Annotated in this window: 12 protein-coding genes; 2 read left to right on the top strand and 10 right to left on the bottom strand. The window is 26.9% G+C overall.

What is annotated here, in order from left to right:
• Positions 1 to 3 precede the first annotated feature (3 nt).
• The 8 genes from MBORA_RS00835 to pdxS all read right to left on the bottom strand — a co-directional run bounded on the left by MBORA_RS00835 (position 4) and on the right by pdxS (position 12,077).
• Positions 4 to 6,585, bottom strand: coding sequence for a DUF3320 domain-containing protein (locus MBORA_RS00835; protein WP_063720095.1), 6,582 nt, complete (start codon positions 6,583 to 6,585; stop codon positions 4 to 6).
• Between the two features lie 257 nt (positions 6,586 to 6,842).
• Positions 6,843 to 7,223: a tetratricopeptide repeat protein gene (locus MBORA_RS00840; protein ID WP_042694301.1), complete on the bottom strand. Its 381-nt coding sequence runs from the start codon at positions 7,221 to 7,223 to the stop codon at positions 6,843 to 6,845.
• A 27-nt stretch (positions 7,224 to 7,250) separates the two neighbouring features.
• The gene (locus tag MBORA_RS00845; RefSeq protein WP_042694299.1) at positions 7,251 to 8,156 is read right to left on the bottom strand and encodes a tetratricopeptide repeat protein; all 906 of its coding nucleotides are present in this window, start codon (positions 8,154 to 8,156) and stop codon (positions 7,251 to 7,253) included.
• A 26-nt stretch (positions 8,157 to 8,182) separates the two neighbouring features.
• Positions 8,183 to 8,413 carry a tetratricopeptide repeat protein gene (locus MBORA_RS00850; protein ID WP_042694297.1) on the bottom strand — a complete coding sequence of 77 codons (231 nt, stop codon included), beginning with the start codon at positions 8,411 to 8,413 and terminating at the stop codon, positions 8,183 to 8,185.
• A gap of 72 nt (positions 8,414 to 8,485) precedes the next feature.
• Positions 8,486 to 9,076 carry a tetratricopeptide repeat protein gene (locus MBORA_RS00855; RefSeq protein ID WP_063720096.1) on the bottom strand — a complete coding sequence of 197 codons (591 nt, stop codon included), beginning with the start codon at positions 9,074 to 9,076 and terminating at the stop codon, positions 8,486 to 8,488.
• Positions 9,077 to 9,423: 347 nt separating this feature from the next.
• The gene (locus MBORA_RS00860) at positions 9,424 to 10,197 is read right to left on the bottom strand and encodes a hypothetical protein (protein ID WP_063720097.1); all 774 of its coding nucleotides are present in this window, start codon (positions 10,195 to 10,197) and stop codon (positions 9,424 to 9,426) included.
• A 157-nt stretch (positions 10,198 to 10,354) separates the two neighbouring features.
• Positions 10,355 to 11,173: a PfkB family carbohydrate kinase gene (locus MBORA_RS00865; protein ID WP_042694289.1), complete on the bottom strand. Its 819-nt coding sequence runs from the start codon at positions 11,171 to 11,173 to the stop codon at positions 10,355 to 10,357.
• A 22-nt stretch (positions 11,174 to 11,195) separates the two neighbouring features.
• Entirely contained in the window at positions 11,196 to 12,077 is an 882-nt protein-coding gene (gene pdxS / locus MBORA_RS00870; RefSeq protein WP_063720098.1) for a pyridoxal 5'-phosphate synthase lyase subunit PdxS, read from the bottom strand.
• A 152-nt stretch (positions 12,078 to 12,229) separates the two neighbouring features.
• On the opposite strand from pdxS, the gene MBORA_RS10130 reads away from it, so the two are divergent.
• Positions 12,230 to 12,409, top strand: coding sequence for a hypothetical protein (locus MBORA_RS10130; RefSeq protein ID WP_081738406.1), 180 nt, complete (start codon positions 12,230 to 12,232; stop codon positions 12,407 to 12,409).
• On the opposite strand, the gene MBORA_RS00880 is transcribed toward MBORA_RS10130, so the two are convergent.
• Entirely contained in the window at positions 12,402 to 13,088 is a 687-nt protein-coding gene (locus MBORA_RS00880) for a HisA/HisF family protein (protein ID WP_042694286.1), read from the bottom strand. The two genes, MBORA_RS10130 and MBORA_RS00880, sit on opposite strands and share 8 nt — an antisense overlap.
• A 1,390-nt stretch (positions 13,089 to 14,478) precedes the next feature.
• On the opposite strand from MBORA_RS00880, the gene MBORA_RS11035 reads away from it, so the two are divergent.
• A complete protein-coding gene (locus MBORA_RS11035) occupies positions 14,479 to 14,655 on the top strand; it encodes a hypothetical protein (protein WP_248845827.1) in 177 nt (58 codons plus the stop codon).
• Between the two features lie 778 nt (positions 14,656 to 15,433).
• On the opposite strand, the gene MBORA_RS11410 is transcribed toward MBORA_RS11035, so the two are convergent.
• On the bottom strand, positions 15,434 to 15,674 hold a 241-nt coding region (locus tag MBORA_RS11410), incomplete at its 5' end, for a transposase (protein ID WP_211258395.1).

Consider the following 15,674-nt stretch of genomic DNA (forward strand, 5'->3'; position numbering starts at 1 on the left):
ACACTATTTAAGTTCAACAAAGTCCTTTTCTAATTTAATTTTATTATCAGCAATCATTAAATCTAAAACACTATTAATCTTATTAGCAGTTTTTTTAGATGTAGATTTAAATCCAAAATTACGTGATGCCTCTTTAGCTAACTCTTTTGTTGAAAGATTATGTTTATGAATTAATAATAATTCAATGTTTTTAGCTATTTCTTCATTAGAAATTAGCTCTATGTCTGGTTTATCTCTTTTTCTTACAATAACATTATTATTTGAAGCATCATATAAAAAATCTCCAATTCTAATAATACTTCCTTTATTTTCTGCTTCATCAATGGCTGAATTAATAGCTTTTTTCAAATTAGAACCTGCTCTTTTAATATTACAACTATCCTTAACTCTCTTAACCACCTCTTTAACATGAATTGGTCCTTCAATATCTACAATATTATTAATTGATTTAGCTACTTCAGAGGGCGGTTGCTCGTAAATATCTTTCTGAGAATTTAAACCAAAATCAATAGCTTCAACATAGTCAATAATCTTATCTTCAATTTTAACTTTACCTGGAAGTTTATTATCATCAAATGCTTTGAGTTTATTATTTTGTTGGAATCTTTCTTTTTCTATTTCTTTATAATCCTCATCTGCATTTTGAATAATATTTTCAAGAGCTTGATCTTTAATATTTTGCCTTCTTTCTTCTTCATGAACTGGAATTATAACATTTTCATCATCAGCTATTTCTTTTTTAAGAGCTTCCATCATTAACTCATCTTCATATCTTTTCTCTTCTCTCTCAGCAAAGGTTAATTCTTCATTTTCATTTATATATTCTTCCTGATTGTTTTCATCTTCTGAAGTTAAATAATCATTAGGATCATATTCTTCAGTTCTATCTACAACAGAAACATATTCTGCAGGAGTTGGATTTTGAATTTCATTTAAAGAATCATTTATGTAGCGAATATCTTTTTTTAGATTTTTAAATGAACTTTTAACAGATTTATCTTTATGATCTTCATAGTAAACATTATTCTTTTTAAGAGGGTTACTAATATCACTAACTCCCTCATAATATCCAATTTCCTTAGCTGATGTAGATTCATCAACTTTTTTATCATTGGTTTCATTTATATTTTGAGTATTCTCAATTGATGATGCTTCATTTACAATACTTTCAGAATTACTTTCATTATTTTTTAGCTGAATATCATTATCTTGCATTGTTTCTTTGTTTGTATTATTCTTATTGTCACTTTTGAAAACATCATCTAAAACTTCATCAACTGAATTTTTATTATCACCTACAAATTCGGCTTCAACAACAAATTCATCTTTTGGAGCAGGCCTATGTAATGGTTCACCTTCATCAATGTATTCTCCCTTAACAATTTTAATTTCTTCAGGTTTTAATTGTGGATCTGCACGAATAGCTTCAGATAATGAATCCATAATCTTACTACGAGAATTACGACCTTTTTCAATGATTTTTTCTTTAATAGGTTTTGCTTTAACTTCTTTTAATTCACTTAAATTATTATCTTTCGAAGAATTATCATTTTCATTAGTCTCATCATCACCATGATCAACATAAACATAATCCTCATCAGAACCTAAATCAACCCTATCCTCACCATCACCATGATCAACATAAACATAATCCTCATCAGAACCTAAATCAACCCTATCCTCACCATCACCATGATCAACATAAACATAATCCTCATCAGAACCTAAATCAACTCTATCGTCTTTTGTATTTTTATATGAATCATTTTTGGCATTATTAGGTTTTAGATTTGTTTTATTCTTAGAAGTCTTTTTAGTTTTCTTTTTTCTTGGTTTAGATTTTGGAAATTTATCCTCACCATTATTCATTGTTACTGAACTACCGAAAACTACATCTTCCGTAGCATCTATTGAATCATCCATTTTTTCAGATTTGTCTTTAACTTCATTAATTACATCCTCAACAATATCATTTACTAAATTGTCTTCTAATTCATCATCCAATTTTTTTGTGAATTTTAAAGATTCAAAAATTGTTTTTTTATCATTATCATCATTTTTCGGTTTTAAATGTGATTTAATCCCGTCTTTTGTTGAATTTGAATTTTCATCTGGTGTATTTTCATTTGTATCTTCCCAAATCTCTGCATTGTCATTGAAATCATCATTATCATCTTCTAATTCCCATACCTCTTTTTCTTCAAATGAATCATCCTTTTGAGCATCTGGCTTAATTACTTCAAAATCCAAATCATTAATAGGAGTTTCAGCATCAACAAAATTATCATCAATACGACCTTTACTATTATCGTTGAAATTTAAATTAGATGTATTATTATCATATTCTACTTCAACAAAATCTTCTGGACCAATGTTTTCAGGCATATCAAATGATTCTTCATTTTCCTCTTTTTGTTTTTCTTCAGCCAACTCTCTTTCACGAGCTAAACGCAACTCTTCAGCTTTTTTTTCAGCTTCTCTTTGCCTTTCTTCGGCTAATTTCTTAGCTTCTTCGGATTTACGTTTTTCTTCGGCCCGATAATCTTTAATTGTTCTTTCAACAAAGTCTAATAATTTTTTACGACATAAATCCCTGTTTCTATACCAATCAGTAGACCATAAATGATAAAGTTTCCACCCTAAACCAGTTAATACTTGTTCACGAAGTCTATCACGGTCACGAGCTACTTTACTCGAAGAATACATTTTTCCATCAGTTGTAATTCCCAAAATATATTTTCCAGGATTTTCTTCATCAACGATTGCTAAATCTACTCTAAATCCTGCACATCCAATTTGTTTATCAACTTGATAGTCATTTTCAACTAAGAAATTATAAATTGCATCTTCAAATGGTTCTTTTGTTTGTTGTTCTTTAATTTCAGTTCCTAATGTTAAATTTTCAGCATAACTTAAAAATTCTTTTAAAGCTTTTACACCAAAAGGAGGATTAGCTGTTAAATGCATATCATATGCTTTAAAGTTAGAAAATACTACACATTTCTCTCTTGCACGTGTAATTAACACATTTAATCTTCGTTCTCCACCATCTTGATTTAATGGACCAAAGTTTAAAGACATCTTTCTATCATTATCAAATCCATATCCAATACTAATTAGTATAACATCCCTTTCATCCCCTTGTATTGTTTCAAGGTTTTTAACAAAGAAATGTTCATCTTTATTATCAGAGAATAACGGTTCAAGTTCGGGACGTTCTTTTCTTCTTAATTCTAGCTCTTCCAATATAGCATTTTTTTGAGCAACTGAAAATGTTCCAACTCCTAAACTTTTTGTATCTCCAAACTTATCAAAGTGATTAAATATTTCATCGACAACATCTTTTGCTTCAAGTAGGTTTGCAGATGATGAACCTCTATCATATGCAGTATTTGGATTGTAAATAAATTTTAAACCAAGTTCTGGATCATTATGAGAAGGTGAAGGATAAACTAATAAATCATTATCATAAAATTCTTTATTTGAAACTGAAATTAAAGACTCGTGGCGACTTCTATAATGCCATTTAAGCATTTTAACTGGAAATGATAATTTACATAAATGCAAGATACTTTCCATATCAAGCGATGTTGCAACTTCTTCTTCACTTTCTCCTGTTGACATTTGATCAAAAAATGAAGTTGGAGGTAATTGTTGAGTATCACCCATTACTACAGCTGTTTTTCCTCTCATAAATGCACCTAATGCATCTTCAGGTTTGACTTGGCTTGCTTCATCGAAAATTACTACATCAAATTGTAGCTCCTCATTAGTTGGATCTAGATATTGTGCAACAGATAATGGACTCATCATAAAACAAGGTTTAATCTGTTTTATTAATCCACCAGCTTTTTCAAGTAGTTTTCTAACAGGCATATGCCCACTCTTTCTTGTAAATTCACCAGCTAATATTTTTACTTGTGGGTTTTCAGTGTGACCAAATATTTGTGGAATACTACTATTTAATTTATAAAATATTCGTTTTCTATTAAGTAAAAGTATTTTTTTGTCTAAATCTTTAAATTCATCTATTCTATTTTCATGAAGTTCACCAATAAAAGTAGCTAATTCTTGATTTTCTACAAATAATATATTAAGTAATGAATCTGCAAAGTTACCCTCAACTAATGCTTTAACATCATCTTTTTTAACATTCCTTTTTTCAATAGATTCAATAAACATCTCTGCATAAGAACCTTTTAGAGCGTTTTTTGTATTTAAATACTGAGACCATAAATGAAGACTTGAAAGTTGTCCTCTCCAATTGTATAATTGTTCTCTCCAATCTTCAAATGCAACATCTCCTGTTTCTCTTTTAAAAATTAATTTACTTCGAGGATTTAATTTAGATTTTAAATTTGACAATACTTTTACAAATTCTTCGCCAGAATCAATATACTCAGCTAAATCCCTTTCAGGTTTAATATCATACAAATCCTTAGATAATATGTCAATAGTATTTTGTGAAAATGTTCCTTCATGAACTAAAGCTTTAAATTCACTCATCCAATTAGCTATTGCTTTTAAATCATTTATATTTGCTCCCACATGCCAATAAACACCATAATAACTTTTACCTAATGAATTATTAGTTTCTAAATCTTTTCTTAACTTAATAACATCTTTAACTTCATTTAAATCATTAATAATATCCTCAATACTTCCAGGAATATTGGCTCTGTAAAACCTCTCAACAAGCTCAATATGTTGTTTGTTATTAAAAAACCTGAATTTTTTATTATATAACTGTCTTAATTGATTTATTAACTTATCAATATCAACATGATAAATACTGTTGTTAAATTTATTTAAAATAACTGAATTCTTTTGATATTGTTCTAATTGTGAAATCAATTTAAAAGCGTCATTATTGTTATTGTCCCATGCTCCTGATTTTAAGATATTTCCATCAATTAACTCAGCACTTTGTGATTTTATAATTTCAAAAGCTGAAAGTGAGTTTTGAAACTCATTTAATGTATCTGGCTTTTTAATACCATAAGTATCGTAAACTCGTCCTCTTTCAACTAAAAAGTTATCTAATGATAATAATGTATCATTAATTAACATTTCAATTTCCCTTAAGTCAGCAGGAAGTAAACTTTTTGGAGCACATTTACTCCAAGGATTCTCTTTTGAAATAGTTTGATGTAATTCGGCTAAATTTTCAAGAGATAAAGTTAAGTCATCTAAATCTTTTAAAGTTACATTTTCAGGATTTGAAAATCTAACCAAAGGCATTATACTACCTTTACGTGAAAAATGATCATCTGCCCCTTCTTTCATACCATACAATTGAAAAGGAGACAAATTAACACTGAAAGACGGTTTATGGATAATTTGAGAATAATCATCAAGTTGACGGCGTAAAGTTTCTAATTTTCTAATTGTTTGGTCTATATTTAATGGTTCTTGAGACCTTACATTAGTAGCTTTTTCCAAATCTTTTAAAAACTTTTTACGCCTTGTTTTATGGGAATGTAATTCTAAAATAAACTTGCCTAATCCCACACCAGTCAACCTATCTTTAACAACATCAAGTGCAGCCATTTTTTCTGAAACAAATAAAACTGATTTTCCCTCAGCTAAAAGTTCAGCTATTAAGTTCACAATAGTCTGAGACTTACCCGTGCCTGGCGGCCCTTCAACAACAAGATTCCTACCTGCTTTAACATCTTCAATAGCTGCAATTTGTGAAGAATCAGCATCAAGAACCTGATACATATTTGCATATTCTAATCTTGAATCAATATCTTCCTCTCTAAATGCCTCTTGAGTATTTTTGCTTGGATTAAAAATTGCTTGAATTAATTCATTTTTAGTCAAATCAACATTGTCCGGCCATGCTTCAGGATTTAAATCATTATACATTACAAACTTAGTGAAACTAAAAAAGCCAAGTGCAACATCATTATTTACCTTCCAGTTAGGCATTCTATCAGTTGCATGTTTAATTTTAGCAATATAATGATCAACAACCTCACCATATTTTTTAAACTCAAAATCAGGAATTTCAATACCCGCTTCTAATAATTTAGCCTTAAGAGAAATATTGGTTTGAATATCTTCACCTGTCCATTCTAAATTAAATGATTCACCTATCTTTTTTCTCTCAATAGAAACAGGAATTAAAACTAAAGGAGCTTTATTTACTTGTTTTGGTTTAGTTTTATCAACCCATTCTAAAAATCCAATAGCCAAATACAAAATATTATATCCTTGCTCTTGAAGCATTGTTTTAGCTTGATTATTAATATAATACAATCTTTTCTGGAGTTCTTTTGGAGTTAAATCAGTAGCTAATTTTTTATCCCCCTCAGTAAACTTTGAAAAATCAAAAGAAATATGATCCCAAACGGAATTAGATTTATCAGATTTCTTATCTTTTTTATTAGCTACAAAATACATTTTATTTTCTTGTAAAACTAATGTCTGATAAAGGTTGATTGGAGATTGATTAACTATAGTAATAGTTCTAGCTCTAGATTTAAAATTTAAAAGCTGATTTCTTAAAGTTAAATCCAATAACTCTTTACGTAAGTTTTCAAACTCTTTTTCGATTATATTAGAAGATTTAGATAACATGATGCCCCTTTATTATATGAAAAAATTTAGAAATTATATATTAGTATTAAACTATACATTAATAAATATTTCTAAAAACTATTAAAAACTTATAATATTGACCTAAATTAAAAATAAAAAGAAAGTTAAAATTAAAATGTTAATATTAGGTTAATAATTGCAAATTTATTAAATCATCACAATATAACAAAAATAATTTAAGAATTCTATAAATATAAGAATCATAAAAGAAAATAAAAGTGTAATATGACTAATTATCATAAATTGCTAATAATTTTTTTTAATTTTGATTTGTTTCTTTTACCTGTTATTCTTTTTATATAAAATTTAGCTCCAGAATTATCTGGATCATTTTCTAAAACTTCATTAAAACATTCTATCGCATCATCGTATTTATTTTGAAGATATAATATATTTCCTTTTTTAAATAATAAAATATTGTAATCATAATTAGAATCTAAAAGTAATTCATTAATCCTATTTAATAAAGTATCCAAATCATTAAAATGATCATATAAAATAATCAAATATGTTAAAACATGAAAAATTTCATAATTTTTACTTAATAAATAATCATATATTTCTAAAGATTTTTTATAGTTTCCTTTTTCTAATTGATTAAATGCTTTATTATACATTTTTAAGTAATTAATTTTAATAATAATTTAAAACACCTCTTCGATTAAATTGTCTTTTGCTTCTTGAATGTTCCCTTTTAGAAAATTATAATTATCTAAATATTCATCATGAATTTTTATTGCTTCGTCATATTTACCCATTACCTCTAAGGCATGGTCATAGGAAAGATAATAAATATTAAATACTTTTACATTATCATGTTTGATTTTTGAAATTCTTTCAAACCCCTTTAAACTTACCTCAAAATGTCCCAAATCAGCTAGAAGAGAATATTTATAAATCAAAAAAGGAAAAGAATCATCTATTTTAATATATTTATTAATTTCAATTAGAGCATTGGAATAATCTTCTTTTTCCATGTTAAAACAATATTTACTTAGAATAGTAAATGAATTATCTGTATCGATGTTTAATGCTTTATCCAAATACTCTAAAGCAAGATCCATATCACCCATATATAAATAACAATTCCCAACATGTGTTAATAAATCAGTATTTTCTGGTTTTTCTTTTAAAAGCTTATTAAAATAGTGAAATGCACAGTCATAATCACGAGAATAATAATAATAATAATAATAACCTAAAGAAATTTCAAATAATTTTTCAGAATCATCATAATGATAGTCTAAAACTCTATTAAAACAATCTAATGCCAAATCATAATCCATTAAATATATGCATTTTTTTGCTTTTTGAAAATAAAATCTATACTTTGCAATTTTTTTAAAAACTAAGTCATAACATTTAAAAGAATTTTCCTTATCAAAAAGACAAGAATAAAAAAGACCTTTAGAGGATAATGCATCAACATTATCTTTATCAAATATTAATATTTTATTAATCGTTTCAATAGCCTTTTTATTTTTAAATACCCTATAGTAATTCAATGATTTATTCACATAATAATCAACAATCCTATCCTTAATATACATGCAAAATCATCCCTTTCTTATGAGTCTTATTTAGAAATTAATTTGACTATTTTTTCTTTTTCTTCTTGAATTTTTTCTTTTGGGAAATTGTAATTATTTAAATATTCATCATAAACTTTAATAGCATCTTCATATTTTCCCATCAATCCTAAAGCATGACCATAATGAAAATAATATAAATGAATTATAGCCCAGTCATCAAATTCTTTTATTGGGATTTGTTCAAAACCATTTAAACTATCTTCATATCTTCCCAAATCAGCAAGAAGAGAATATTTATGAATTAAACTTGGTAAAATTGATTCTAATTCAATACATTTATTAATAATTTAAAGTGCACTTGAATAATCGTTATTTTCCATATAAATATGAAATTTTCTTGCAAGTCCCAATAGATTATCAGGATTCTTGTCTAATGCTTTATCAGCATATTCCATTGCAAGATCAAAATCACCCAATTCTAAATAACAACCACTTATATTAATTAATACTTCAACATTATCCGGTTGGATTTTTAAAAGATTATTAAAATAATGATATGCTTTATCATAATTTTCAGAGAAATAGTAACACAATCCAATTTCATTTAATGTGTCAAAATTTTCACAATTATAGTCTAAAACTTTATTAAGGTAATCTAGTGCCAAATCATATTCATCTAAATTCATGCAAGCTCTTGCCTTTTGAAAATAAACATGATATTTAAGTCCATTTTTAAAAGCTAAATCAAAACACTTAAAAGAAGTTTCCTTATCAAAAAGACAGGAATAAAAAAAACCCCTAGTTATTAATGCTTCAACATTATTTTTATCTAACCACAATGCCTTATTAACCGTTTCAATTGCTTTTTTAATTTTAAATATTCTACAATAAGCAAGAGACTTATCTAAATAAAAATCAACAATTTTATCCTTAAACATGCAAAATCATCCCATTTTATAGATCTTCTTTAGAAAGTTCAAATATACATATATTCACCGAAAACTCAACTACCTCCATAGTTTCAAATTTTAGAAATAATACAATTAATTCCAATGAATAATGAGCTTTAGCAAATTCCAATTTTTTACCTTCAGCTTTTACAACCTTATATCCATCATTATAGAAATATATCTAGTAAATTTACCTAAATACTATTGTATGGTCATTGAGTATGTGTTTAATTTTAACTAATCGCTAATGATATATAAAATACCCCATATTGTTTTAAATTTGTCACACCCCCATGTAATAAAAGTAAGGGAAGATTATAAAAATTTAATATAGATTAATAACAATGCATTAATAATATTAAACCTCCTACAAATAAACTAAAAGATATAATAAAAAATTTTAACAAACCATCTGTGGTTTTAAGATCAAATGGTAAGATTTTATTTGCAATATCTGGAGATAAACTAAAACAAACAATTAATAATGAAATTATAAAAATCAATAAATTGTTATTTAAAAAGTTATTATTTAGAAAAATACTTTCAAACAAATGCATTAAAGATATGCCTATTAAATGAGTGCTAAGTGAAATACCTAATAAAAAATAAGGAATAGGCATATATCCCGAATCTTCATCATTAAAATTATTTTCCATAGTTATTTTTTCACTAAACACATTTAATCTTAAAAGCATGAAAATTGCAGGAAATGCTGCTGAAAGACTAAATGAAAAAGCACCATAAATATTCCCTTGAATTAATGCTGTAGGAAATATGAAAAAAGGCAGTACAATAGATATAGAAACCATGAATATTAAAATTCCTTGATATGAAATTCTATAAAATATTCCATTTTTATAATAAAAAAATCCAAATTTATTATCAAACCAATCTCTTTTATAAGATATAATTGAAAAATATAAGGAAAATAATGTAGATCCTAAAATAAAAAATAAAATAGACCAAAAAACATTAAGAATAGAGTAAACTACAAATGAGAAAATCAATCCGAAAAATTCACCCATAAAAAAGCATTTAATTGCCAACCTTTTAAGTTCAATTTGACTCATATATTTCCAATTATTTCTACTCCAATAATCATTATCCATGACGACCAATTCCATAAACAGTATATATTTGATTAATAATCACCAATTAAATTAAGAAAAAAATAATTTCAATTGAATAATAATATAACTAATACTTAAATATTAATACAATTTCAAAAGTTTTAAATGATAATTATTTTTTTAGATAATATTAAAATTAGGAAATCAAAAAAGGACCCGATTTTTCAAGTTTACAACTTGATATTTTTGAAGCAAAATCCCCTGATTCTTTAATATTTCCACCTTTTAATCTTTTAGAAATATATGCAGCCATATATGTATCTCCACAACCTGTAGAATCTGCAACTTGACTGCATTCAACAGCTTTTATTTTTATTTCATTTCCTGAAATAATCCTAGACCCTTTACTTCCATTTGTAATTACTATTTCTGATGCTTCAACATCTCCTAAAATAGCTGCTTCATCTTCATCTAGAAATATCCCATTTATCCCTGAGAGGATATTATCTAAATCATCAAAGCGTTTTAACTTAATTGTATAATAATCATTAAATTTTTCATGAGGACAACGTAAAAATCCCTGAATTGACAAATATATTGGTACATTAAATGATTTTAAATATTCAATTGTATCCTTAGGAAAATCATAGCGATTTAGTGGATTTAACACAATAGCATCAATTTTAAGGTTTTTTAAAATATTTTCTAAATCCTTTTTTAAAATTGGAATTTTGGCGAAATTACTTAATTGATGTCTTAAGTCCAAATTGTCCCTTTTAGGATAATGATTTATAAAATAATGAGTATCTTCTTTTAAAAGCACTTTTACTTTAGATATATCTGGAAATTCATTAATTAACTCTTTTGAAGAGGTATTTACAATAGCCAAATAATCATTAAAATACTCTTCAAAAACAAAACTTTGAAAATAAGTTGCTCCTCCAACCTTAAATGATTTTTCACTGCCAACGATGATTAAATCTTTAGTTACAGGACCAATACAAATAAGTGTCATATAAAAAAAAAGTAAAAGGAGTTTAAATTCCCCTATCTTGCATCCTATCAGCTTCTGTTAAATTTGACATTTCTAAACCTTTCATAGCTTCGCCTAATCCTTTGGATACTTCAGCTAATACATCTGCTTTGTCATAATTTGCAGTTGCTTCAACTATGGCTTTTGCAAATGCTTGTGGATTATTAGATTTAAAGATTCCTGAACCTACAAATATTCCATCTGAACCTAATTGCATCATAAGTGACGCATCAGCAGGAGTAGCTATACCTCCAGCTGCAAAGTTTACTACAGGTAATTTACCTAATTCTGCAGTTTTTTTAACAAGTTCAATTGGTGCTTCAATATCTCTTGCATATTTCCAAAGCTCTTCCTCTTCTAAACCTTGAATGGTTCTAATTTCACCCATTACTATTCTCATATGGCGAACTGCTTCTACAATATTTCCTGTACCAGGTTCGCCTTTAGTACGAATCATAGCTGCACCTTCATCAATTCTCCTTAATGCTTCTCCTAAATTACGTGCACCACATACAAATGGAATAGTAAATTCTTTTTTGTTTATGTGGAATTGTTCATCAGCAGGCGTAAGTACTTCACTTTCATCAATCATATCTACACCTAATGTTTCTAAAATTTGTGCTTCTGCAATATGACCAATTCTAGCTTTAGCCATCACAGGAATAGAAACTGCATCTACAACTTCTTCAACAATAGTAGGATCAGCCATTCTAGCTACTCCTCCAGCAGCCCGAATATCTGCAGGCACTTTCTCCAAAGCCATTACAGCAACAGCTCCAGCATCTTCAGCAATTCCTGCTTGTTCTGCATTTACTACATCCATAATAACTCCGCCTTTTGTCATTTTAGCGAAGCCTTCTTTTAAAACATCAGTTCCTTTTACCATGAAAACTCTCCATTTTACCAATTTGTAAATTATAACAATTGTATTAATTAGTACTATATATTCTAATATTTGGAATACATAATATAAATTATTTATTTGAATTTAAAAGTTTATATAATTTAATAATCTTATAAATAATGTAGTGATTTATTATGGCAGTAGTTGGAACAACAATATTTTCCCACATCTTACCGGTAATTTTTGGATTTTTTTCATTCTTATTAGTGATATCTGGAATATTAGATGACAATAAACCAAAATTAGGTTTAGGTATTGCATTATTTATAATTGCATGCATATTCCCTTATATTGTATTAAGAGCCTTCATCTAAGACTTACTTCACCAGAATGTAAACTAGTACCTATCAATACTTTTTTTATTCCTAATTCTTCAAGTTCTTCTAATGAATCTTTATTCAATCCACCAGCTATTATTAATTTGTCTTTTAAACCTCCAAATTTATCTAATAATTCTTTATTATATCCCTTCTCACTACCAACACTAGAAATATCTAATAAAATAACTTCAGATGGATCTAATTCTAATAATATATCTTTAAAATCTTCAATAGAAATGTTAAGGTTTTTAGAGAATAATTCATTGTTTTTAACATCAACACTAATTACAATTCTATCTTTAGGATATTTTTCAAATATTTTATATATCTCATCAATGCTTTCGATAGTTTCAGTTGGAACAATTATTTTATAAGCATAATCAAGGAAAAATTCAAATGAATCAATATTTTTAACACCAGCATCTAATATAACTGGTAAAATTGTGTTAATCATTTTAATTTCATTTATATTATGACCTTTTGAATCTATTAAATCTAAATCTGCAACATATATTTCTAAAGCTCCATTTAATTTAAGTCCACTAGCTATTTCAATAGGATTGGAAGAATGGGCATAAATAGTATTTAATGAAGTGTAACTTTCCCTTTGACCAGATTTACCACTTACAGCTTGACCATTTTTTAAATCTAATACTGGTACTTTATTAATCATATTAATCACTTAATATAAAATTTGACAAAAGTCTTATTAAAAATTTGTTAAAAAATGGCACTTTCAAAAACTTAAGTGATAAATTATTTTTTGATTAATTTATGCACTTAAATTATTTCACAATAAACGGTTTATTAGCTTTAAATTATAAAAATAAAGCCAAATATCAGGAAAAAGTTTTTAGTAAAAGACTTGTTTAAAGTGAAATCACCTAAGTTTTTGAAAGTGCCTCTTAGATTTGAATTTGATTTTTCGTAAGTTTTTTTTATATGATTTGCAGGATGGGACATGATTCTCATTAATTTTTAAAATTTTTTTCGTTTATTTTTCCTTTAATTTTATATATTATGAAGTATAATCTTTTATTATAGATATTAATATTTATGGTTGTTTTATTTATGGTTTTAAAAGATGATACTATTAATCAGACTATGTTGGTGCCTATGGACTTGAGTAATTTGATTCCTGAAGGTCATCCGTGTTATTTTATTAAAAATGTTGTTGATCAAATTGATTGTTCCGAAGCTAACAAGGAGTTTTTCGTGATAAGCCTGGTGAACCTGCTTATCCTCGTGAAATGTTGCTTAGGATTGGTTTGGATGAGTGTTATTTGATGGTGGATTGTCTTCTCCTAATTGAGAGAAGAACAAGAACTGAATATTGCTTATATGTACTTTAGCAGGCATGCAAAAGCCAGTTTATAGGGACAATTTTTAAAGATTCAAATTGGATTATACTTGATTTAATTGATGAAGCTTTTAAAACAACTTTTAAAGATTTGCAAAAGAATAAAATCCACCATTTAATTTTTAGATGGAACTAAAGTAAAAACATCTTTAAAAAATATAACTGATGAACAACAATTAAAAAATAATCATGGAAAGAACACTTTGGAAGAAAAGTATTATTATTGGATCAAGAAGAAGATTTGGAATTGGGCGATGAATCTGGAAAAATTAGTGTTCCTGAATCATATTAACAAACAAAGAAAAATTCCAAGAAACAGTAAGAGAAAATCAATAAAAAAAATCCTTTGAAAAAATGATGGAGACCAAAGATAAATTGAGAGCTTCAAGTAAAAACCTCTTAAAACAATCAGAAGAAAAAATCCTGGAAAAAATTTATAAAAAAGCTTGAAACACTTGAAGAAAAGCTTAAAGAATCCTGGAAAAAATGATGTAATTAAGTGTAAGTGATCCAGATTCAAGATTTTTATGATTAATAAAAAAAAGAGGTAAAATGGGGAATTTGGATTACAATGGAGAGATTGCTGTAGACTCACATAAAGGAATAATCCTAGCATCATACATAACAATACAATCCAACAGACCATTACGAACTTGTTCCATTAATAGGAACAAGTACAATCAAATTTAACAGGAATATAACGATGAAAATGCCTGTTAATTACCAAGTAAGTGCAGATAATGACTATTCAACAGATGAAAACACAGAATATCTTGAAAGAACATGGACCTTGACGGTTACATATCCTCACGAAAACTCTCAAGAAAAAAGAAAAAAAATAGTAAATAATTGTCCAAAAAACCATTTTTCCAAAAGATAAATTATCAACTATGATCACGAAAATGATGACCTATATCTGCCTATTGGTCAACCACTATAGAAAAAAAGCGAATACCAATACAAAAACAAAACAAGAATCACACATTGGATCCAAGAATGCAAAAACTGCCCAGTACAAAAAATATTGCAGTAAAAACACAACGATACAGAATAATCAGTGACTATGGAAAACATTTCCCAAAAAAAAAATAAAAATGCAAAGAAAAATAGAAAACCACAAAAGCCCCACCAAAAAAAATCTACAAAAATACGCTCAAAAAAAACAGCAGAAACTACCATTTACAAACATGAAACAAAACATAAACCTAACAAAATTCACAACAACAGACTTAAAACAACTAAATACAGAATTTAAACTATACACAATAAGACACAACTTAAAAAGAGAATATACAACGAAATAAACAATAGAAAACAACTGAAAAATAAAATTATTGCAAAAAATTTTTAAAATAAAAAAATTCTATGAAAAATTAAAAAATTTCATGTCCCATCCTGCTTTGAAAAAATGATGGAGACCAAAGATAAATTGAGAGCTTTAAGTAAAAAAAAACCTCTTAAAAATAATCCAGAAGAAAAATCCTGAAAAAAAAATTTACAAAAAAGTTTGAAACACTCGAAGAAAAGCTTAAAGAATTCTGGAAAAAATGATGTAATTAAGTGTAAATGATCCAGATTCAAGATTTTTATGATGGGTGTTCGCCAAAAGTAATTTTTTTGATTCAAATTTTTCTTTGTTTTTGAATTATAGTTAATTACTAAACTTTTGATATAAATGTTTCACACCAATGTATTGTAATATTGTTCTTTTCAATATTTTCATTGAAGGTTTTTTTGACTAGTTCTTTTAGATGTTCTCTGGATTTTAGGTTTTCATTGCGAATTATATTTTTCATTATTCTCCAAAGCTGTTCTATGGGATTTAAGTGTGGAGAATAAGGTGGGAGATTAATTAACTCAATATTAAGAATTTTAGCTATTTTTTTAATAAATGCAGAT

The organism is Methanobrevibacter oralis (genome assembly GCF_001639275.1).
In the GTDB taxonomy this organism is placed as follows: Archaea; Methanobacteriota; Methanobacteria; order Methanobacteriales; family Methanobacteriaceae; genus Methanocatella; species Methanocatella oralis.